Raw genomic sequence first — 20,717 nt, forward strand, 5'->3', positions numbered from 1 at the left:
CTCACTCCCCATCATCGCCCTTGGCAAAGACCACTCTGTTTTTGCCCAATTCTTTGGCTCGATACATTGCTTCATCCGCTTGCCGGATTAGCTCGTCGGGATCGACAGAGCCACGGCCGGCATACCCGGCAACTCCTATACTTACCGTAAGACCCTCCACACCCGGCAGTATCTTTTCCGCTGCTATTTGGGACAGAATTCGTTCCAGGGGAATCCTGGCCTTGGCAAAATCTGTCGCCGGAAGGACAATTACAAATTCTTCACCGCCGAGGCGAAAGGCCACGTCATCACTCCGCAAGATTCTTTTGATAAGACCAGCTACAAAACGAAGTGCTTCGTCGCCGGCCTGGTGGCCGAACTGGTCATTTATTCGCTTAAAATCATCCAAATCGAGCATGGCAACAACAAGCGGCTTGCCCTGCTCTTGAGCTTCTTCGATCATCTGGGGAAGCAAACGATAAAGGGCTAGCCGGTTATAAAGCCCGGTAAGGTGATCGCGCTCAATCCTTTCATTCAGCTGGAGGAGGAACGTATCAATAACTATCAGGATCTGGGCCAAAAACTCGGTCGCACGGGCTATGTATATCCACTGCACACTGTCGCTGTCCCGCTTAATCCCCATGACTTCGCGCAGAGCCCTTGTATGCACGTCCAAGATGCTGGCGGCCTGCACCTCGCTCCCGTCCAGGCAGCGCGGCAGATCCTGGTATGCTTCCAGAAGCACCCCCTCCGTAGCCCCTTCGTACATATAACGTTCAAGATAACTGCGGTAAGTTGAATAGAAATCCCCCGACAACTAGACATACCTCCTCCCTACCAGCACGCTGGCATCGTCTTCAGCGATGCCATATCCCTCTACCACACGGCATGCCGCTTCTTCCCCTGCCCCTTCCCAGAGCCATTGCAAACCTACGGGCGAAAAGCTACGCTTGATCCCGTCGGTACAGGCCAAAAGAAGGGCAGGCTCCGACAGCTCCAGCCGGCGGATGGCAGGATTCAGCATTCTCTTGCCTACAATGCCCGGCTGCCCCACCAGAACCTCCGTACCTTTTCGCGTCAGCACCCACCCTCTGATGTTCCCGACCAAGATATATTCTATCGCTTTTCGGTCAAGCAGGGCCAGGAAAAGAGCGCATCCCCGCGTCTGTGAAGCCGCTTCTTCCAGAACGGAGTATGTCTGCTTTAGAACACCCGTGGCCCGTTGCATCGCCTGCGCCAGGACCACCGCCCCGCGGTGTGCTCCCTCCCCATGGCCCAGCACATCTGCTACAACTACAAGTACGTGTGTACCTAATTCTTTAGTGTAACAAATGTCACCGTTTACTTTCTCCCGCCAATGGGGACGCGAGTAAGCCGATACCTCCCACCCGGAGCCTTCTCGTGCCAGCTCGTCAGCTTCCGGTTTTTCAATTTGTAATCTCAAAATTTGCGCCTCCTCTTTTCCACCCTCACCACGGTGCCCGTGCCGACTTTGGAGGCAATCTCACAAAAATCCATAAGGCGCCTTACTCCCGGCAAGCCTATGCCCAGACTGCGCTCATGCGTCGTATAGCCTCTTGCCAGAACCCTGTCTACGTTATCGATGCCTGGACCGCGATCAGCCGCCACCACTTGTATGGCAGGCCCACCGCTCTCCTCGAGCCGTTTACGGATCATTATTTTACCAGTTTGGGCATAGCGATAGATATTGCGTGCAAGTTCGGAAACGGCAGTAGCTACTTTGGTTACATCAGCAAGAGAAAAACCAAGTTCTTGGGCAAGTTGCTTGGCCATCTGTCTGGCTATGGCAATATCTTCTTCCCGGGTGATGCGCACTACCACGTCAAAGTCGTTTTCCGAAATATCCAGCAACTCCCTTAGTTTCCCGTCCAAGACCTCCTACTCCTCTCTCAAGGTGAATATACCAGACCCATAGCGTGCTCGAGATCCCGGGCAACCAAAAAACCTTGCAGTTCTATTCCCATTTGTGCCAGGGTTAGGGCCACAGGAGGCTGAATACCGCAGATCACAGTACGGCAACCCATCAGGTGAGCCATGGCAGCAGTCTCCGAAAGAGTATAGGATATATAGCTGTCGATTACCTCTACCATCCGTACGTCCAGAATAACCGCTCGTACCCGGTGTTCCCGAATTTCCTCCAAAAGCTGTGCTTGCAACTGCTCCACAGTCTTATCGTCCAGGTCTATCTGTATGGGCACCAACAAAGAATCCCCAATCCTTATGGTTGGGACCACCTTTTCTTTAAATGCCATCGTGTTCTCCACCTTCACCTGGGAAATTACTGCCCCGTGTCCATACGATTTTCCTCTGCCGGCTCCTATCTTCCTCGATCATGGCTATAGCCTGGCGCAGAGCATCTTCAAGGTCACGGGCTATCACCACCATGCGGAAATCGATCCCCAGCTTAACCAAGGTGTGGGCGATTTCGGGCTTAAGGCCGGTTAGGATAACCTCCGCTCCCAGTAGCTTCACTGCGCTAAACGTTTCGATAAGAAAACCACCCGCTGCCGTGTCAATCGTGGGGACCCCGGTGACATCCACAACTACCACTTTGGCCCGCGTGGTACTGACGCGCTCCAAAAGCTTTTCTGCCATACCCTGCGCCCGGTCACTATCCAGGCTGCCAATCAGCGGCACCAGCAGTACCTCCGCCCAAATGCGGACAATCGGCGTTGCCAACTCCGAAAGCATGCGCTCAAGCTCGCGAACAGCCTGCTCGCTATCGTGGCGCAGCTCACCACAAAGCTCTAGGATCAGCGGCAAAAGCTCGGCTGTCGGAAAAGTTGGTGTACGCTCGATAACAAGCTTCAGCTTTGCCCCCAGCGCCGTTTCTCCTAGTTCATGAAGCAACCCAAACAAGGGTTCCCGTATCATCTCACGCAAATCATTTCCGGTGGCACCCGAAACAACTCCTGGCAAAAGTTTGCGCCATAGTTTCTCTTCGTGCTTACTACCAGCCTCCAGCTCCTCAACAAGCATTTCTACCCGGTTTTCATCCACTTTAACATACTCCTTTCTTGTCAAACGAAAGTACGAACACGAAAAAGGCGTACCCGACTTTTATTTAGATCTTTTTTCTAACTGGATTATAACACATTTAACAACAACAGAGCTATTTGTCTACACTCCTCATGAAGGGTAAAAGTATATTAAGCATCTCCCCATAGCAAATTAAAGCGAATATTGTTACGATGGGTCCAAGTAGAAGCGGTTTTTCCCTTGTCTTTTCGCCTGATATAAAGCCTGATCTGCCCTTTCAAGCAAGGAATCAACAGAATCGTTGTTTTTCGCTAAAGCTATCCCCAGGCTTGCGGTAACCTGGCGGTACGGGAAAGGGTAAGTCTCTATCGATTTCCGTATTCTGTTCGCCACTTTTGCAGCACCTTCCTTTTCCGTCCCTGGAAGAATAATTACAAACTCCTCACCTCCGTAGCGGCCCGCAATATCCACACTCCTGATGCTGTTTTTTATTATTTCTGCCGTTTTCTGCAGCACCACATCGCCGGCCACGTGGCCATAGGTATCATTGTAAGCTTTGAAATAATCTACGTCCAGGAAAATAACTGAATAAAGGGGTACCGTACCTCCTTGTCCTCTCAAGTTCGGTAAACAGCATGTTCCGCAAGGCACGCTTATTAAAGAAATCCGTTAAAAAGTCGGTTTCGGCTTCTCTTTTCAGTCGGCGGATAAAAGTTGCATTGGCCAGGGCCACTGCGGCGAAGTTGGCATATATCTGCAGATTTTTGCTACCGTTGTCATCCTGAGAAACAGGGGCCACTATACCTAACAACCCGACGGCACCCAAAGCACTCCAGAGGGGATAAACAATAATTTCAGTCCCAGGAGTAACCTCTACACCGGTAAGACCCGGTAGAGTCCTTAACTCCTCAAGACTCAGAGATAAGGGCTCAACTTTTGAAAAAACTTGCTCAATCAACGGCTGGATCAACGGCCATTCGGTCCCGGTCAATAAGTGGCTGTGTTCACCTTTGGCTTGCGCTATTCTGATTTTGTCACCTTCTCGAAGGCCTACAAAGCATAAATCAACCTTGTAGATTATAATCAGCGAATTCGTGATAAGGTCCAGAACCTTGTCCAGTTCGACGATGGAGGTCATCAGGCGGCTGATCTCATAGATGCTGTTCAGTTCAAGCCTCCGTAATCCTAACAGGTTTTTTTCCAGGATAGCCTTAAGAACCTCATTGATCGTCTGGTAAATGCTATGTGCTTTCGTAACAAAGATATTTTCTTCCTCACGTCCCACCTGGGTTATAAGCCTGGTAGGAGTGACAATAAGGAACCCCATCTTTTGAGCGTAGGAGCCCAGGCGGTACGCACAAAGTTTAATCCCGTAAGGGCAGGTAAGCATGTCTTTATCTTCTAATGAACCGAGGGCAGACTTATAAAAACTGATACACTTTTCGTCGCGGAGCACCCTCCCTTTATTTACCTCCCGGCATAATTCAACGGGCAGACTAAATTGGGAAAAAGAGCCACCATTTATATCAAAAATATAAATATTTGTATCCATGACCTTGGCCAGCGTATCCTGAAAGTCCTGCCAGTATTTTACCGATATATTGAGGAGAAGGTTTGTTGGCATCTAGGAGCACCTCATTTTAACATATCTGCTCTGTCTAATTTACCGAGAATACTAATTCCGTTTGGCGTTATCTCAAATTCCCTCAAGGCCTTATCATGGTCACTTCCACGGGTTTTCAGGATTCCAAGGACTTTTTTGATGTGGGAATTTTCCTCTACATACCGCAGTATGATTATATTATCGATTGTTAAGGATATTTGTGTTTTGGATACTATGAGGGGTGAAAAGGGGTCGTCGTTGACCGCCGTAAATATGGTGTTAATCTGCCGTCTCCTGAGCTGCTGTCCCAGCGCCCAGAGATAGTCATTGTACTTTTGTAGATCAGAAACGCTGTTTTCAAAAGAAGAGATGCTGTCGATGACAAACCTCTCCACCTTTTTTTCCCTGATCATGTCCAGTATCTCAAAAGCGTGTTTATCTACATCCAGTTCTACGGGAGAAATAAACTTGATATCGAGTCGACCCTCTGCCAGATGTCTATCCATCTCCCACCCCAGATGACGGGCAGTATTCAGAAGTTGAGCCGCAGGCTCTTCAAATGAAAGGAATATTCCTTTTTCGCCTTTTTCAGCCCCTTCCAGAAGGAACTTAAGGGCAAGTATCGTCTTGCCCGCACCTGTGCCACCGGAGATGAGTGTAATAGTCCCTTCTAATAACCCGTCAGACAACATTTCGTCTAAACCCGGGATCCCGAATCCCTTGCGCCCCTGCTTGACCTCGTACTGGAGTTCTTTACCCTCCGGCCTCATCCTCGGGTACACTTCTATTCCCACTGGGCTAATTTGAAATAAATGTTCCCCCTGTTCAAAACTGGTCCCTCTCATTTTCCGAATACGGATAAACCTTTTTTGAAAACGCTTTTCTTCCTGCCCGTAAAGGTGAAAAATCCCGTCAGCTATGGCAAACTCGCTTAAGAGCGTCAGCTCCTGTTCTTCGTACTCGCCCACGAGAAACACGGTGATTTCCCATATCGATAAAGCGGCAGCCAGGTCAAAAACAAAAGCCTTAAACGTTTTTTCGTCCGGGAAGAGGTCTCTTATGGCCTTGAAACTATCAATGACAACTATGTTCGGCAGATGTTTTTTGATCATTTCAGTCAGGTATTCCAATGCCTTGTCCGTGCCCTGTTTGCGCAGAACAAGTCCTAAATCACCATAAATAACCTTGTCCCCCAGCAAATCATCTGAAAAAAACTCAAACCCTTGCAGATGCCTTACCATCTTGAACTGTGATTCTGATATAGTGGTCAGATATAGACTTTTGAGGCCGTTCCTGGCGCTGTTAAATATGATGTTTTGAACAAATATCGTCTTTCCGCTGCCTGGAGCGCCGGAAACAATGTTTAATGAATAAACAGGTATGCCGCCACCAAGAATATAGTCAAAATTTTTGATGCCTGTTATCAATTTATCCATCTATTATTCCTCCCTGCAAGAAAAAGAGACACCGGCAACTTCTTCTTTCAGCTTGTTTTTTATTTCTTCCGCTCTTTCATGGCCAAGAAGTTTGGCCAAAATTGCTACATACCTGGTGATAAACTTCATGAACATGTCTTGGACAGGCAGATCCGGGTTTTCCTCTAAACCGGCTGCTATCCTTGCGCACGATATCCCGTTCTGGTCATACTGCAGGAGTTCTATTTCCTTATACTCCAGCGAAACTTCCCATACAACCCTTTCTATAAGAAGATTTACAGAAACCATTCCAAGGTACTTTGCCGACGCAATCCATATCTCCCTCAGCAAAGTTTCATAGTGCTCGATCCGCTCCTTTTTGAATTCACTCATAACAATCCTCCTCAGATAAAAACATAGATTCAAATTAGTTATACCTTGCTGTTTGAAAATTTCCACGGGGACGGATTATCTGCGAGAGCACTTCTACAAAAAGTTCCATTAGGGTATCCACCTCCCCTTCCCCCCCCCCCCCCCCCCCCCCCCCCCGGAAATTTCTTCCATTTCATCTTCCGGAATTCGAAGGAAAGCCTCCACCACACGCGGGTCAAACTGCCGGCCCGCCCATCGCCTTAATTCCTCCTGCGCCTGCCGTTGAGTAAGCGGCTGCCGGTAGGGCCTGGCGGACGTCATGGCATCGTAAGTATCGACCACGCGGATAATACGCGCCAGCAGCGGAATCTCTTCCCCAGCCAGGCCGGCGGGATAACCACCGCCGCCATAGTCCTCGTGGTGGTGCCGTACGGCTGCAATGACCGCCGCCGGAAATCTGGCGGGCTCCAAAATCCTGGACCCCACAACAGGGTGGCTCTGCATCTCCTTTCTTTCTTCCTCAGTGAGAGGTCCCGGTTTGAGAAGAATGTCTTCCCGCACGCCAATCTTGCCCAAATCGTGTAAAAGCCCGGCCAGGTAGACTTGTTCCTTTTCTTGGGCGCCAAGCCCCAGCACGCGGGCACACGCCCGCGCCCAATTCGCCACCCGCACGGAATGACCCCGCGTGTAAACGTCCTTGGCCTCCAATGCCGCCACCAACGCCTGCACGGCACTCAAATAATAATCCCGCAGCGACGAGTAAAGCCGGGCGTTCTCCAGGGCCAGCCCGGTCTGGCTTGCGATGGTCGCCAGGTAACCGACTTCTTCTTCCTTCCAACGATGCGGGGAGGACGAATATACTTTCAGTGTACCCAGTACCTTTCCCCTGGCCAGTACTGGGACCACGGCAACCGAACGTATCTCTTTGCTGTAATATGGCAGGCGCAAAGAGGGAGCGCACTTTGCCAAATCTTCCACGAACTGCGGCTGCGCCGTTTTCAGCACCTCACCCAAGATTGTGCCTTCTGCTCGCACTCGCTCAACCTCTGCCTGCAAGTCCTTGCCCATGCCCAGGCTCGCTTTCAGCACCAGTTCGCCCGTCTCCTCGTCAAGCAGCCTCAACACACACCACTTCACACCCAGGACTTCCTTCATGCTTTGCAGCGCATATCCCATGAGCACGTCCGCTTCTAAACTGGAAGATACCAATTGCCCCACCTCAATAAGTTGCTTGAGCATCGCCGCGTTTTCCTCCAGACCCTGGAAAAGACGAGCGTTCTCCAGGGCCAGGGCAAGGCTTGTACCAAGGACGCTTAAAAAGCGAGCTTCGTCTTCGCCGAACTCTGCGCCCTCAGGTTTGCCGGACAGTGTCAACACCCCTGTTATTTTATCCCCGACCTTGAGGGGCATGGAAAGGGCTGGCCGCTTCTCCTCCACTGTGTTGCCTTCCGGGTGGCTGTCAAATCGCAACTCACTTCCTTCGCGCGTTACCGCTTCAATGACCTCTTTTTCGGGAACCACCCGGAACTCTTTGCTCGATTCTGCAGTAGCAGCAACTTCAATCGATTCGGAGGTTTCCCCGGCAAGCATGACCACCGACCCGCTGGTGGCACCGGTCAGCCCGAAGACGAGTTCCAGGGCCTTTTGGGCTACTTCTGATATACGAAGGCTTGATGAAACAACCTGGCTGAACTCGAACAAGGCCGCAAGCTTTTCAGTCTTTTCCTGCAACTCTTGCTTCGAATACAAAAGCCGGGAAAGAGTATCCGTGAAGGTATGAAAAGGTTCGACTGCCTCCCGGAGACGCTCTTCCGTCCATACCGGTACCCTCCGGGCAGCTTCCATAAGTTCCTTTCCATTAAGGCTCAATTCTCTTGCCAGTTCCGGCACAATCTCGAGACGCAACGGTTCCAGGCTTACGTTCTCCCCTATCACGACGGCTACAGTCTCGTTTTTTATTTTGATCGGGAGAGCAATAAGTACCAGACCGGCATGGCACAACTGCAACGTGGGTTGCCCGGATTTGGCAACGGCCTTTGCCGTTTCAATCCGGGAAGCAATGCAACGCGCATGACCCGGGTCCGTATTATTGATTATGGCACAGAAAGGGCAAAGATTACTTATCCTGGTAATCGGCTTGCCGCTCGGGTCTGTAACTAGAGCTGCAAGGCCCGTGGCTTTACTTACTTGCTCCTGTATCTGCTGCAATCCCGCTTCTTCCAAAAGTTCCTTATAGTCCAGGTGCGAAAGTTCCTTTTTCATCGGCCTGCCCTCCTAAAAATGTAAGTTTTGCTGATTTATCCACAGTCCTGATGAACTTTTTTATTATCTCTGCCGTCTTCTGCAGCACCACATCGCCGGCCATGTGGCCATATATATCATTGTAAGCCTTGAAGTTATCTATGTCCACGAAAATAAAGACAAAGGGATACCGTACCTGATGTCCTCTCAAGTTCAGTAACCAGTATATTCCGCAGGGCACGCTTATTAAAGAAACCGGTCAAAAAGTCAGTTTCGGCTTCTCTTTCCAGGCGGCGGATAAAAGTTGCATTGGCCAGGGCCACCGCGGCGAAGTTTACATATATCCGTAGGTTTTTGCTGCCGTTTTCATTGAAGATATATTCATGAAGTTTATCACCAGGTATGTAGTAATTTTAGCCAAACTTCTTGGCCATGAAAGAGCTCGCTCCTTAGTTCGATATCTTCCTAGCAATTTCCTCCTGAAATCACTTTTCGCATGCCGACGCCAGTTTTATCTAAAAAACCCTTAATATTCATCTTTGTCTTTTTTATTTTCCCTCTTCGAAGACCAGCGTAAAATAGCTCGTCGTTTCTATAAAATCGTTCTGCAGGATTACCCCCGAGTTAGTGTTGTCCAGGACCCGAAAATACTTTAGCCCCATTTTTTCCATGGACCTAAAGACCAGGGCCAAAGAAGGGGGGGAATCCAGGTGGTCATTGCCCAGATGGAACAGGGTGGTGTAGTTAAAGTCTTTCATTACTTTTAAAGTGAACACATCTTTGGCTTCCGCTTCCCGGCGCATCAGGTAATGAGAGAAGTCTACGGAACCCAGGATAACTGCGTTCTCTTTGAGAAGAGGCGCAAGTTCCTGGACAAGGGGGTCGATTTCTTTTAAGGAAACATCGTGGTGAAAAATAATGGGGACGATTCTTGTCTCCGGCAGGTAGTGCTTGATAAAAGGTAGGATTGTGCCTATAGAATGCTCCTGGGAGAGGACTTTGTCGTCCAGGACGACCAGTCCTTTCTGGTGAAGCTGGTTTACAATGCTCCTTTCCGTCTTCACCAGGCCCTCGCTGGTCTCCCAGTTATAGAGGCCGGAGATGATTTTAGCGCCGGCGTTCTTGTGGTTTGGCCCCACAATGATGATAACTTCCGGCTTTTGTTCCGCCAGCAAACTGATAAAATCGGCAATCAAGGCTCCTGCCAGCAGGTGATGGGGGACGATTCCCCCTTTCACCTTACCCTGGACAGGATTCTCTTTTTTCTCCCTGCCAACATAGCGGTACAATTCCTTTTGGGGGACAAAGCTGCCGGGATGAGCGAGGCTAACCTCCTCTCTCTTCCCGGCAATTTTATCATTTTTCTGGCAACCACTTAACGCGAAGAGAAGGAGGATAATCAGGAGGATAATAAGTGGTCTTTTCATTTGATGATTACTCTACCCTCATTTCCTTGTATGCTGATTTTATTACTCTTCCCATGGGCCAGGAGAGGAGCCTGGGCGGTAAACTCACCGGGCGAGATGACCCGGGCATAGTAGACGATCTTTTCCCTCCCCTTACCTACATGGAAGGTCAGCTTTTGTCCTTTTACCTCCGTGGGATAGGACCAGTAGTTGGTGAACTTTTCACCATAGACATAGGGACGTTCCACATAACGCAGGCCTGCCGGGAGGATATCCACAATTTCATAGCTGCCTGCGGGAGCTTTGTCGCCGATCTCAAAGGAAATCACCACCTGTACTAAGTCGGTGCGCCCCATCGTATTGGTGACCCGTTTATTCACGGTATAGCTCCGGGCAATGGCCAACCCTTCCTGGGGTTTTATCTCTTCAGCACTGTAAGGTTTGGTATAGAGGGACATGACGCCCACCTTACCCTCAATGTTGCTGAACTTGATGGCGTTAAGGTCTTCGGGCAGCAGGGGCAATAGATAAGTCTCCTGGTTCTTCAGTGTCTTGGTTACTTTCTCACCGCGCAGCTCATAGGTGAAGCTCACGGGATTAGGGTTCATATAGCGCAGGTTGTATTTCATTATCTGCAGTTGTTCCAGGGTATTGAGCACATCCTTGCCGGGGTTCTCCAGGATGTACTGGTAAAGCTTATGTTTTTCAGGTCTATCGAAACTGGCGGCTAAGAGGGCCATCTGTGTCGTAGCTTCGATGATCTCGTCCTGGTCCCGGCCCACTTTAATTCTCATGGTGGAACCAAGGTCTTCCCCGTACTTGGTAAGGAGTTCCTGGAAGACTTCCTTGGCATAAGCACCGTTGCCTAATTCCAGCAAGGCCATGGCTAACCGTATTTTGACGGCAGGCTCCAGGTTTTTCTCATGGAGCTGTTTATTGATCTCCAGGAGTACGGGCTCCTTCAGGGCAGCCAAACCCCATAAGGCCAGGCTCTTATCCTCTTCCTTCTGTTTATCGCCTTCGAGAATCCGGTACAGGTAGCGGGCCAGGGACGTTTTATCAAATTGATCAGCCTCATAGGCTGCTACCAGGGCAGTGAGATAGGGTTCACTTTCCCCATAAGGAAGAAGACTGATTCCACCATCAGGCTTCTGGTACTGGAGAAGAGAATCGTCTTTACCGCCTTCCCGCAAACTATTTTCCGGGAAATACTGGCTTAAGAGCTTCTGGGCACCCCGTTTGGTTAACTGCTGTTCCACCCGGCTGCCGTCAACCCGGCTCAAACTGTAGAGGGCGGTAAGATACTGGCTTTTCTCATAGTCACTGAAGATCAGGGTGGTAGGTTCTGTAGAAGACCCTTGCAACTGGAGATCAGAGTGCAAAAGGTCATGCCGGCTAATCGTTCTTTCTAAATATGACCTGACCACGGCGAATTCCTTGGTAAGAATATCCTGGTATTCCCCAATACTGCCTTTAATGGTGATTTTATATTTTCCCTCTTTGAGTTCGGGTAAAACCATGTCGACAGGTGAGAAGGGTTTCCCTTCTGCTTTTTGGGTGATTTCCTCCCCGGCAGGAGTCTGCAATTTCAACTCATAGGAAACCAGGGCCGACTGGAGAGGCAGCATTTCGCCGAAAGAACGGACTACCGCTACCGGCCTGTCACCGGCGAGATAAGTATCGTTCAGTACCAGGGCTACAAAGAAGGGCAGCCGCACAGGTATTTTGACGGTGCCGCTGGCTGCTTCTAAACCAGCAGTGAGGGCATGATAGGTGATGCGCCAGGATGTTAAATTATCGGGAAGCTGGAACTCCGTGCTGGCCACTCCCTGTTTATCCGTTTCCAGGGTCGTAAAGAGAACAGTATCCCGGAAATCCTTGCGTTCCGCATCACCTTCGCCTCCCTGTTCCGCACCGCCGTGGAGGTCGGGATGATAATGGGTATACCTTATATTGACCATGGGGATGATATAGTCCCCGTATAAACTATCAAGGAAGTTTACATGCTCGTTTTGCAATTTATAGAGGGCTTCATCCACCAGATTGAGGTTTACTTTGGCCTGAACAGGCTTATTTTCTCTGTCCCTCACCGTTACCTTGAGCTTCACTTTGTCCTGGGGACGGTAGGCTGTTTTATCCGTCTCTATAGTGACTTTCAGCATTTTTGTATCCCGGGCAAAAGGTACTGGATAATGGTAAGTGGTATGATAACCATTGCCGTCAAAGTAGACAGCAAAGACATTAACGTTGGGAACATGCTCCTTTTGGAAGGTGAAAGTATAGCGGGAGCTATTGAGGACCTGATACTGGTCAATCTTGTTCTGGGCCTGGAAATACAAGAAACCATTTTCCCGTGAGGGAAGCTGCTTTTGGTTATTCATAAACTTGAGACTTACTTCTTCCCCGGCCGTATACCCTACCCGGCCCTGTTCTTCATTCTGCAGGTGGTAATAGCTGTAGGTGTTGTAGCTGATATCCTCGCTGCTGTAGAGGGGATATCTGTTCTTAATCTGCCGGCCTTCCTTATCCTCGGCAGAGAGCTCGATGAAGTAAGTAGATTTGGGGTCTAGATTGGCACCGCTATAAGTGGCCTCCCCATTGGCATCGGTCACCATATTAAAATCGGCCACGTGTTTGGCGGAATGGTTGTAATGGTAAATCTTTTCCACCCGCTTATTGATAAAGTCGTAGCGTTCACCGGCTTCTACCTTTTGCCAGACATCCTGGTAAATGCTGCCTTTAACCAGGGTGTTGGCTGCAGGCCCCTTCAAATAAGTTTCTTCCCGGGGATAGTCCCCGTCATTGATGCCGCTTAAATCCACTTCCCGGAGTTTGGCTTTCAGCGTAAAGCTTTCACCCTGGCGTTTGGTCTCCCCGCTTAAATGGACTTTACTCTTGAAGACATAGACTCCCGAAGTTGCCATGATCTCTCCCGCTTCCGGAAGGTTACTGTGCACACCCAGGTAACTGAAATGAAAGAGAGAATAATGGTCATGGCCCTGGGGTGCAGTATAGGGGATAACTCCTTCCCCTTTTTCATCGGTGGTCACTGTCTTCTGGTTGGAACCATCGATATGGTAATTCAAGCTCATGTTAGGCACAGGCGTACCTTCAAAGAAAGCAGCCTTGACTTTAAACTCCGTCTTTTCTCCGGCAAAAATAGCCTTCTTCACAGGATCAACGGTAATCTCATAAGCAGGTTTCTGGTAAGTCTGCACCGAAAACCCCCTGGAGAGGAGCACGGTTTCCCCGGCTTTAATGTTTATATAGTAATAGCCGGGCTTCAACACAGGAAGCTGGATTTGGCCAGTAAAGGTATTCCCTGTAAGAGCAATGCGCCTTTCTGTAATGGGGGCATCCTCAGCTCCCCCGTAAAGCGGTCCGTCCGAACCTTTTAATTGAATAACAACCTCTTTCAGCTCCTGGCTATTTTTGGCTCTGGGGGCCAGAACTCCCCAAAAATGGACCACATCACCGGGCAGGTATAACTCCCGGTCCAGATAGAGATATTTCCAGTAATCCTGGCGTTCCTTTCCTTCACGGAGATAGTATGCCATTCCCCCTGTTTCCAGGGAAACAAGAATTTCTTTATCCTTGTTCTTAATCAGGGCATAACCCGTTTTATCCTTTATCAGAGGGGCATCTACCAGGCAGACACCCTTTGCGTCGCCCTTAAAGGTATTATTGAGGCCGTCTATATTTATGGTAACGGTTTCTGCAGGCTTTTTCGTTCCCAGGTCATTTACCCAGAAAATGGCATTGTCCAGTCCCAGGGCATAATAGGTGGCCAGGTCAGTAACCTGGAACCACACCTGTCTCGTGGTACCGGCAGCCTTCAACTCGGCGGCGTAGTACCCTGGGGAAAGGGGTTCGGGGAAGACGGCATAGTGGTTATAATCGTCAACTCTCAGGAAATTCGTCTGGTACTCCGCCACCTTGCTGAGTTTGCTCAAATCCTCTTTATACTGGCGGCGGGAGTAATAAGCCCACTGGGGCACTTCATCCAGTTTTACCAGGGCATTTTTAAAGGCTGTAGAATCCGGATAGCGATAAACCGTAATAGAGAGAAGCGGAAATTCCTTGCGGCCGTAAAAGTAAACAGGGAAAACAGGGGCTTCTTTGGCGGCAAATTCTGCAGGCCTGAAATCTATTTCGAAATTAAAAGTTTCTTTTTCATTGCCGGGAGGAACTGTTTCAAAGCTGAAGGCATAATCCTCTGTCAAAACTTCGCTGCTTCCCTCCAGAGGCAGTCCCTTTTTGACCTGCACATTATAGACCTGGCCGGGTTTCAGTTCTTTGGGCACAAAGACTAAGGTTTTTTTGTGTTTCTCGAAACGACCTTCTACCTGGGGTGAGATGGAGACATAGTCTTTAATTTTGTCCATACTGTAGTTTTCATGGGAAAATACAATCTCCACCCCGCTGTTTACAGGAACATTGACAGAATTATTACCGGGGAGGGTACGCAAGACGGAGAATTTGCCCTTGGTCTGGAAGGCCCAGGTAAAATCTTTCCTCCCTTTGCCCGAGGGGTCAAAAGTAAAGTTATAGATGGTGTTGGCGGCTAATTTCTCTTGGGGGATAATCCGGTACTCCTTCCCTCCTGCTCCTTTTTCCAGGTTGTAGGAAAAAGCGGGGGTGATTTTTAGGGTCTCTCTGACCACTTTTTCCTCCATGGGTTGGGAGCTATACAAAACAAAGGCCGTTCCTGGGTCTACCCCAATACTATCTTGATTTAAGGCTTTCAGGGTGATTTCCGCGGCATTGACAGGCTGGGGATGCAAGAGTAAGCCAAGTTTATTAAGCCCCAGGAAGAGCCCGGTAAACATGAAAATCACCAGGGTAAAAGAAGCCACCACTTTCACGTTGCGCGATGCGGGGGAATTACCCGTTAACCAGTTGCTCCACCAGGGTGTCTTTTTCTCCCGCTGTGCCGTTTCTTTTTTCTCGGCAGCATCGGCTAGGGTTTGGCGCAATCTACTTTCGAACCCTCTGTCTAAAGGTACCTCATCCATCTTACTAAACTGAGGTTTAAATTCCCTTTCCAATTTATCTAATTCTTGATCAAGGTTAAAAGGTTCCTTAGTCATTGTTCATCATCCTCTCCCGCAAACTTGTCAAACCGCGGTGCAGCAACTGTTTGACAGAACCCTCGGTCTTGTCCATAATTTCGGAAATTTCGCCATATGTATAGTTTTCATATATCCTCCTCACTGAACCGGTTCATTAGTTGTAACCGGGTATTGCTAAAAAGTTACGTTTTCCTTCTAAGGAAAAATAATACTTTTCGTCCCATTACAACTATATCATTTTTCTTCAGAAAGTTCCTTATTTTTAACTACCCTGAAAACACAGAATTAGTTGTCTATAAACCAGAAAAAAACTCCTACCGTTTATCACGGCAAGAGCTTTAACTATCACTATACATTGGCCACCGGCGCTGGGCTCCTATTTGCTCCAGGAACTAGTGTACAATCAATCCGTAAACATTTTGCCAGGATTAAGAATATTGTGGGGGTCCAGTTGCTTTTTAATTGCTTTCATCACCTGGTAACCCGTCTCGCCTGTTTCCCATTTCAAAAAAGGCGCCTTCATGTAGCCAATACCATGTTCTCCGCTCAAGGTACCACCCATCTCTACCGTGGCCTGAAAAAGTTCTGCCACGGCTTCCTCCACCCTGGCCATCTCCTCTTTGTTCCTTTTATCCGTCAGGACATTGGGGTGAAGATTGCCATCCCCGGCATGGCCAAAAATAACCATTTTAATCCCGTATTTTTCCGCAATTTCACGAACCTTTTTAATCATCTCCGGAATTTTACTGCGGGGGACAGTGGCATCTTCCGATATTTTGGTGGGGCTGATTTTCCCACAGGCCCCGGAAATAGAACGCCTGGCCAGCCATAGTTTATCAATTTCTTCTTTCGTCCTGGCAACTTTTATACTGACGGCTCCAAAACGCCGGCAAGTCTCCTCAACGATGGCGATTTGCCGGACAACCTCATCTTTTATCCCATCCACCTCTATCAGGAGAAAGGCCTGGGCATCTGTAGGCAAGCCAATGGCGAGGTAGTTTTCTACCGCATTAATGGTGGCATGGTCGGCAATCTCCAAAGTAGTCGGGATAACCCCCTGTTTAATCATGGTGCTGACGGTTTCACCAGCTGCTTCCAGTTGGTCATAGATGGCCAGGACCGTTTCCTTATAAGGGGGAAGTGGTATCAACCTGACCATGATTTTTGTGATGATCCCCAGGGTCCCCTCGGACCCTGTAAAGAGCAGGGGATAATCATAATCTCCCGTTTCGCCGTCAATAGGATTTCCTACAGTTATGACATCCCCCTGAGGCAGGACAACTTCTAAGCCCAGGACATAGTCTTTAGTTACACCATATTTAACTCCTCTGGCCCCACCTGCGCACTCCGCTATATTCCCCCCCATGGTTGAAGTTTTGCCACTGGCGGGATCAGGAGGGTAAAAAAGCCCCATTTGTTCTGTAACCGCATGAAAATCATCTGTAATAACCCCCGGCTCTACTACAGCTACCCTGTTCTCTTTATCAATACTGAGAATCCGGTTCAAGCGGGTAAGTACTAAACAGATACCTCCCTTAAGCGGTACGCTTCCCCCGGAAAGTCCCGTACCTGCTCCTCGCGGTACTACCGGTATTTTATACTCGTTAGCCAGCCTCATAATTAGGGATATTTCTTCGGTTGACCTGGGCTTTACGACAACAGCAGGGAGACTTTCCCGGAAAGTGGCATCATAGGCGTAACAAAGTAGGTCCTCGTACTCGGTTGTTACGTTTGACGGGCCAACTATAGCCCTCAATCTGTCAATAATCATCTCCTCCATCATTTTCCCTCCTCTCATCCTCTAGCCCTTTCTCGCCATATGCCATATCCAGGAGCTGTATAGTATGCCAAACTTGAATGGGCTTTCCCTGCCGGCCCAAGCCATCCGCAATGTGCATTCTGCAGGCAGAACAACCGGTCAGGACAACCTGGGCCTGGCTCTTTGCGATGTTATCCACCTTGCGGTTATTTATTCCCCTGGAAATATCATAGTAAGCCAGATTGAAGGAACCTCCTGAACCACAACACTGGTCTGCGCCCGCCATCTCTTTGTAGACGATACCGGGAATAGCTTTAATTAATTCACGCGGTTCTTTAAACACATCCTGACCACGCTTTAAGTGACAGGGATCATGATAGGTGACTTGGAGGTTCACCTCCCTGAAATCCTGACGATAGCCATTTTTAATGAGAAATTCCGATATATCAAAAGTCTTGCCTGAGAGTTCTCTGGCCTCCCTTATAGCCGCCCGTGTATTGAGAATTTCCGGAAACTCCTTTTTCCAGGCCAGTCCACAGGAGGCGCATCCCGTAACGATAGCATCTACGGATAACCCCTTGAATACTTTGATATTATGCTGGATAAGCTGCCGGGCCGTTTGCTCATCCCCTGAAGTGAAAATGGGCGTGGCACAGCACTGCTGGTCTTGGGGAACAACTACCTCAATATCGTTTTTCCGCAGAACATTCACCAGGGAATGCGCTGCATCAGGGTAAATATAATTCATCATACACCCGGTAAAAAAGGCTACCTTCATCCGGGGTTTCAGAACTTTTATCACCTCTGGCATTTGAGACCGAAAAGGACGAACAGCCAAAGGAGGAATGATTCTACGTTTATTAAGACCGGCTACGGGTATGGGTATCCGGGCTTCTTTACCCGTTCCCTGTTGTGCGGTTTTGAAAAAAAGGTTTTGAAAGACGGCGCCGAAACGGAGAGACCAATCAAAGATTCGACGGTATTTCAACCAGGTGAAGACAAATCTTTTTACTGCGTGCAGTCCCCGTTTTTCAACCAACATTTCTCTCATTTTGACAAATACTTTATCCGCCTTTACTCCAGAGGGACATGCCGAAGCGCAGGCCTTACACAACAGGCATAATGACATCCGTTCCGCAAAACCAGGAGTATAGTCAAGTTTTCCTTCCAGGACAGCTTCTACGAGACGAAGCTTGCCCCGGGCTACTAAGGCCTCGCTGTCTACTTCCTGAAACACCGGACAAACAGAGCGGCAAGTTCCACATTTAATACACTTGGCTAATTCCCTTTGCATCAGATCACATGTTCCCTGGGACATGGTCATACCTCCTCTCCTTCCGTCCAGGGATTGAGAATTCCCAGGGGATCAAGGGCTTTTTTGAGACCTTTGCTGAGAGGCGAGGGTCTTTGCTCACTCCTAATTCCCCCCAACAAATACAGCAGTTCCGTGAAACCATCTAACTGGGCTCCTTCTTCAAGGAGGATATTAACTTTGCCTTCGCCCACCTGCCCCCAAACCCCGGGCAGCAAGGGACTGGAGCCGGAGCTATAAAGTTCTGGCCATTTGCTCATGGGTAACTTGAAACTCTCCTTAAGGGCGAGAGCACCGGATTTTTCAGGTATGCTTAATTGTTGGAAAAATCTTTCCTCCTCAACCTGCTCCCATCTCACTTGCACCTCTTCAGCCATTCCGAGAATTTCTGCAACCTGTTCCTGCACAGCCTCATTAAAACCCTCACAAAGAATTCCCAGCCAGGCCTCATCCTCCTGTACTTTGGAAATCCTCAGGGTTTTTTTGTCTATAAAGCTTAAACAGGCCGGGGTAACCCCTTTCCCCAAAATGGCCCGCACCAAATTAAGGAGATCCGGCTCATCCTTTGCTCGGAGCACAAGGTACTGCCTTTGTTCGGGGAATGGTGCCAACTTAAGAATATATGATACAGGGACACCTAAGGTTTCCCTGCTGCTTAAGAAGAGCCTGGTCAAATCATACCCCGTAACGTTTTTTACTGTTTTCCCCCCCGTTTTCAGGAGCTCACCATTGGCCAGGACTACTTCCAGTCCCAAAACATGATACTTGGCTGCTCCATAACGCAATCCCTTCAAACTACTCATTCCCCAGCCATAAAATTCTCCCACCGTGAAGTCGTCCTTCTCGGGGGTGGCAGGGGGAAAACACAGCTTTTCCTCCTGGAGGGCTTTTCGCAACTGCCCCAGGGTAACACCCGGTTCAACGATAGCCACCAGATTGGCGCAATCCAACTCGATAATCTTGTCCATCTTCTCCAAGTGTAACCAGAGAGAAGTACCGGTCTTCACTGGAAGTTGAGCTGCATTTGTATAAACGTGTACACCATGTTGGCAGGCGTATTTCATTATTTTGCCTACTTCATCACGGTTGCAAGGAGAAAGGGGGCCTTTAGGCAAAGGCCCCTGGTTTTTTAGGAATACCATTTAGAACATCACTCCAATCCAGCGCCAGTAAGTAAAGACCATGAGACTGAAGAAAGCGGCGGCAAAAATGCTGGCAATGGCCCCGGTCTTTATGACTTCAGATATCTCCAGATGCCCCGTTCCCATGATTACGGCATTGGGCATGTTACTGACCGGAAGCAGATATTGATGCTGCATGTTCATTCCCATGATTAAACCAAAGACCAGGGGATCGGCTCCTATGGTCACTGCATGGGCCAGGACAATGGGAGTCAGAGCTGTAGTTTTGGGCCCTCCGCCTGTAAAGAACACCTGTAAAGCCGTAGCAAACCAGATTAACACTATTAATTGAGTCGTAATGGCCAGATGGCTAATAGGAGCGAGGGCTGTACCGGCTATCCATTTAGCAACCCCGGAAGACACCAGAGCGCTTCCCATGGATAGGCCGGCGCCGTATAGAACGAAAACGTTCCAGGGTACTTTACCCGATGCCTCTTTCCAATCCATAACGCCAAACTGAGGCCAGATCAAGAGGATAACTGCGACAAGTCCTATCACTGTTGCGTTTATTTTATGATAGGTATCAGTGGCCCAGAGGATTAAGGTAACAATAAAAACTACGAGGGTATATCTTTCCACTTTGGAAAACTGGCCCATTTTCTCTAATTCCTTTTTGACATAGGCTTCTCCCTCACCCAAAAGAGATGTTTCCGGGGGCCAGAGGATTTGCAGGAGTAAAATTGAAAGGAAGCCAGAAATAAAGGCGGGAGGTCCACCAACAACCAGCCATTGAGACCAGGTAACGGTCTGTTTGGTGGCCGTTTGGATGAGACCTGCAGTAATGGGGTTACCGGCATGGGCAGTTAAGACACCGATACTCATGAGGGTTCCGCTAATAGCAACAATAAACAGCAGCGCTTTAACAATTGGGCTTTTACCAGGACGGGCGCCAAAGGCTTCGCCAATTCCCAGGATAATAGGCAGCATGAGTAAAGTGCGGGCAGTAATGGATGGCACTAGAAAAGTAAGAATAGCCATTACTAAACCGATCGCCCAGTAGATTTTTCGGGCGGAACCACCGGCCAGGCTGATCAGATACAGGGCGATTCGCCTGGAGAGACCGCATTTTTCCATACCAGCCGCCATGATAAAGCCTACGACTAATAGCCACAGGGCAGTGTTACTGTATCCCGAAAAGGCGACACTCGTCTTACCGGTAAAAAAGGCAAGGAAAAAAACGATAAGAAATCCACTTAAAGCATCACTTACAGCAGATGTAGCCCACACAATAATGGCAAAGACGGCGATGCCCAAGACCCTTTTCCCCTCTACAGTCAGCCCCTGAACTGTTGGCATCACCCAGACAATGAGAGCAAGAGCCAGAAAAGCCGCAATCAGACTGATTTTCTTTTTGTCCATAATTTACCATCCCCTTAT

At 49.0% G+C, this 20,717-nt stretch carries 18 protein-coding genes; all 18 read right to left on the minus strand.

The genetic code is table 11. The features are described from left to right. Position 1: 1 nt before the first annotated feature. Complete coding sequence (locus tag BR63_RS08795) at positions 2-796, minus strand: GGDEF domain-containing protein (protein WP_034424265.1); 795 nt, start codon at positions 794-796, stop codon at positions 2-4. After that, the gene (locus tag BR63_RS08800; RefSeq protein ID WP_034424264.1) at positions 797-1,423 is read right to left on the minus strand and encodes a SpoIIE family protein phosphatase; all 627 of its coding nucleotides are present in this window, start codon (positions 1,421-1,423) and stop codon (positions 797-799) included. Next, complete coding sequence (locus BR63_RS08805; RefSeq protein WP_207724783.1) at positions 1,420-1,872, minus strand: anti-sigma regulatory factor; 453 nt, start codon at positions 1,870-1,872, stop codon at positions 1,420-1,422. The genes BR63_RS08800 and BR63_RS08805 overlap by 4 nt, the downstream gene beginning before the upstream one ends. A gap of 17 nt (positions 1,873-1,889) precedes the next feature. Next, positions 1,890-2,252 carry an STAS domain-containing protein gene (locus BR63_RS08810; RefSeq protein ID WP_034424263.1) on the minus strand — a complete coding sequence of 121 codons (363 nt, stop codon included), beginning with the start codon at positions 2,250-2,252 and terminating at the stop codon, positions 1,890-1,892. After that, positions 2,242-3,000, minus strand: coding sequence for an STAS domain-containing protein (locus tag BR63_RS08815; protein WP_034424262.1), 759 nt, complete (start codon positions 2,998-3,000; stop codon positions 2,242-2,244). Before BR63_RS08815 ends, BR63_RS08810 begins: the two co-directional genes overlap by 11 nt. Before the next feature lie 186 nt (positions 3,001-3,186). Beyond that, positions 3,187-3,630: a GGDEF domain-containing protein gene (locus BR63_RS19515; protein ID WP_338056048.1), complete on the minus strand. Its 444-nt coding sequence runs from the start codon at positions 3,628-3,630 to the stop codon at positions 3,187-3,189. Further along, positions 3,524-4,603 (minus strand): PocR ligand-binding domain-containing protein, encoded by a 1,080-nt coding sequence (locus BR63_RS08820; protein ID WP_243270085.1) that lies wholly within the window; start codon positions 4,601-4,603, stop codon positions 3,524-3,526. Before BR63_RS08820 ends, BR63_RS19515 begins: the two co-directional genes overlap by 107 nt. An 11-nt stretch (positions 4,604-4,614) precedes the next feature. Continuing rightward, positions 4,615-6,018: an ATPase domain-containing protein gene (locus BR63_RS08825; protein ID WP_034424261.1), complete on the minus strand. Its 1,404-nt coding sequence runs from the start codon at positions 6,016-6,018 to the stop codon at positions 4,615-4,617. 3 nt (positions 6,019-6,021) lie between these two features. Then, complete coding sequence (locus BR63_RS08830; RefSeq protein WP_034424260.1) at positions 6,022-6,390, minus strand: hypothetical protein; 369 nt, start codon at positions 6,388-6,390, stop codon at positions 6,022-6,024. Between the two features lie 108 nt (positions 6,391-6,498). After that, positions 6,499-8,631, minus strand: coding sequence for an HD domain-containing phosphohydrolase (locus BR63_RS08835; RefSeq protein WP_187142863.1), 2,133 nt, complete (start codon positions 8,629-8,631; stop codon positions 6,499-6,501). Next, positions 8,600-8,821 (minus strand): diguanylate cyclase, encoded by a 222-nt coding sequence (locus BR63_RS19345; RefSeq protein WP_243270086.1) that lies wholly within the window; start codon positions 8,819-8,821, stop codon positions 8,600-8,602. The genes BR63_RS08835 and BR63_RS19345 overlap by 32 nt, the downstream gene beginning before the upstream one ends. Before the next feature lie 337 nt (positions 8,822-9,158). Then, positions 9,159-10,037, minus strand: coding sequence for an AmmeMemoRadiSam system protein B (gene amrB, locus BR63_RS08845; protein ID WP_034424257.1), 879 nt, complete (start codon positions 10,035-10,037; stop codon positions 9,159-9,161). After that, positions 10,034-15,106, minus strand: coding sequence for an Ig-like domain-containing alpha-2-macroglobulin family protein (locus tag BR63_RS08850; protein ID WP_051966063.1), 5,073 nt, complete (start codon positions 15,104-15,106; stop codon positions 10,034-10,036). Before BR63_RS08850 ends, amrB begins: the two co-directional genes overlap by 4 nt. Further along, a complete protein-coding gene (locus BR63_RS19980; protein WP_081908251.1) occupies positions 15,099-15,230 on the minus strand; it encodes an RNA polymerase sigma factor in 132 nt (43 codons plus the stop codon). Before BR63_RS19980 ends, BR63_RS08850 begins: the two co-directional genes overlap by 8 nt. 261 nt (positions 15,231-15,491) lie before the next feature. Beyond that, positions 15,492-16,871: an FAD-binding oxidoreductase gene (locus BR63_RS08860; RefSeq protein ID WP_207724784.1), complete on the minus strand. Its 1,380-nt coding sequence runs from the start codon at positions 16,869-16,871 to the stop codon at positions 15,492-15,494. Then, positions 16,849-18,165, minus strand: a complete 1,317-nt coding sequence (locus BR63_RS08865) for a (Fe-S)-binding protein (protein ID WP_051966061.1) — start codon at positions 18,163-18,165, stop codon at positions 16,849-16,851. The genes BR63_RS08860 and BR63_RS08865 overlap by 23 nt, the downstream gene beginning before the upstream one ends. Before the next feature lie 2 nt (positions 18,166-18,167). Further along, positions 18,168-19,301 carry an FAD-binding oxidoreductase gene (locus BR63_RS08870; protein WP_034424254.1) on the minus strand — a complete coding sequence of 378 codons (1,134 nt, stop codon included), beginning with the start codon at positions 19,299-19,301 and terminating at the stop codon, positions 18,168-18,170. Further along, positions 19,302-20,699: an SLC13 family permease gene (locus tag BR63_RS08875; RefSeq protein WP_034424252.1), complete on the minus strand. Its 1,398-nt coding sequence runs from the start codon at positions 20,697-20,699 to the stop codon at positions 19,302-19,304. It lies immediately after the preceding gene. Between the last annotated feature and the right edge of the window lie 18 nt (positions 20,700-20,717).

The sequence above is a fragment of the Thermanaerosceptrum fracticalcis genome, from assembly GCF_000746025.2.
GTDB lineage: Bacteria > Bacillota > Peptococcia > DRI-13 > DRI-13 > Thermanaerosceptrum > Thermanaerosceptrum fracticalcis.

Bases quoted from the DNA above. Each gene is read 5' to 3' on its own strand.
- BR63_RS08810 (WP_034424263.1), bottom strand. From the start codon at position 2,252: ATGGCATTTAAAGAAAAGGTGGTCCCAACCATAAGGATTGGGGATTCT.
- BR63_RS08820 (WP_243270085.1), bottom strand. From the start codon at position 4,603: ATGCCAACAAACCTTCTCCTCAATATATCGGTAAAATACTGGCAGGAC.
- BR63_RS08825 (WP_034424261.1), bottom strand. From the start codon at position 6,018: ATGGATAAATTGATAACAGGCATCAAAAATTTTGACTATATTCTTGGT.
- BR63_RS08830 (WP_034424260.1), bottom strand. From the start codon at position 6,390: ATGAGTGAATTCAAAAAGGAGCGGATCGAGCACTATGAAACTTTGCTG.
- BR63_RS08835 (WP_187142863.1), bottom strand. From the start codon at position 8,631: ATGAAAAAGGAACTTTCGCACCTGGACTATAAGGAACTTTTGGAAGAA.
- amrB (WP_034424257.1), bottom strand. From the start codon at position 10,037: ATGAAAAGACCACTTATTATCCTCCTGATTATCCTCCTTCTCTTCGCG.
- BR63_RS08850 (WP_051966063.1), bottom strand. From the start codon at position 15,106: ATGACTAAGGAACCTTTTAACCTTGATCAAGAATTAGATAAATTGGAA.
- BR63_RS08860 (WP_207724784.1), bottom strand. From the start codon at position 16,871: ATGATGGAGGAGATGATTATTGACAGATTGAGGGCTATAGTTGGCCCG.
- BR63_RS08865 (WP_051966061.1), bottom strand. From the start codon at position 18,165: ATGTCCCAGGGAACATGTGATCTGATGCAAAGGGAATTAGCCAAGTGT.
- BR63_RS08870 (WP_034424254.1), bottom strand. From the start codon at position 19,301: ATGGTATTCCTAAAAAACCAGGGGCCTTTGCCTAAAGGCCCCCTTTCT.
- BR63_RS08875 (WP_034424252.1), bottom strand. From the start codon at position 20,699: ATGGACAAAAAGAAAATCAGTCTGATTGCGGCTTTTCTGGCTCTTGCT.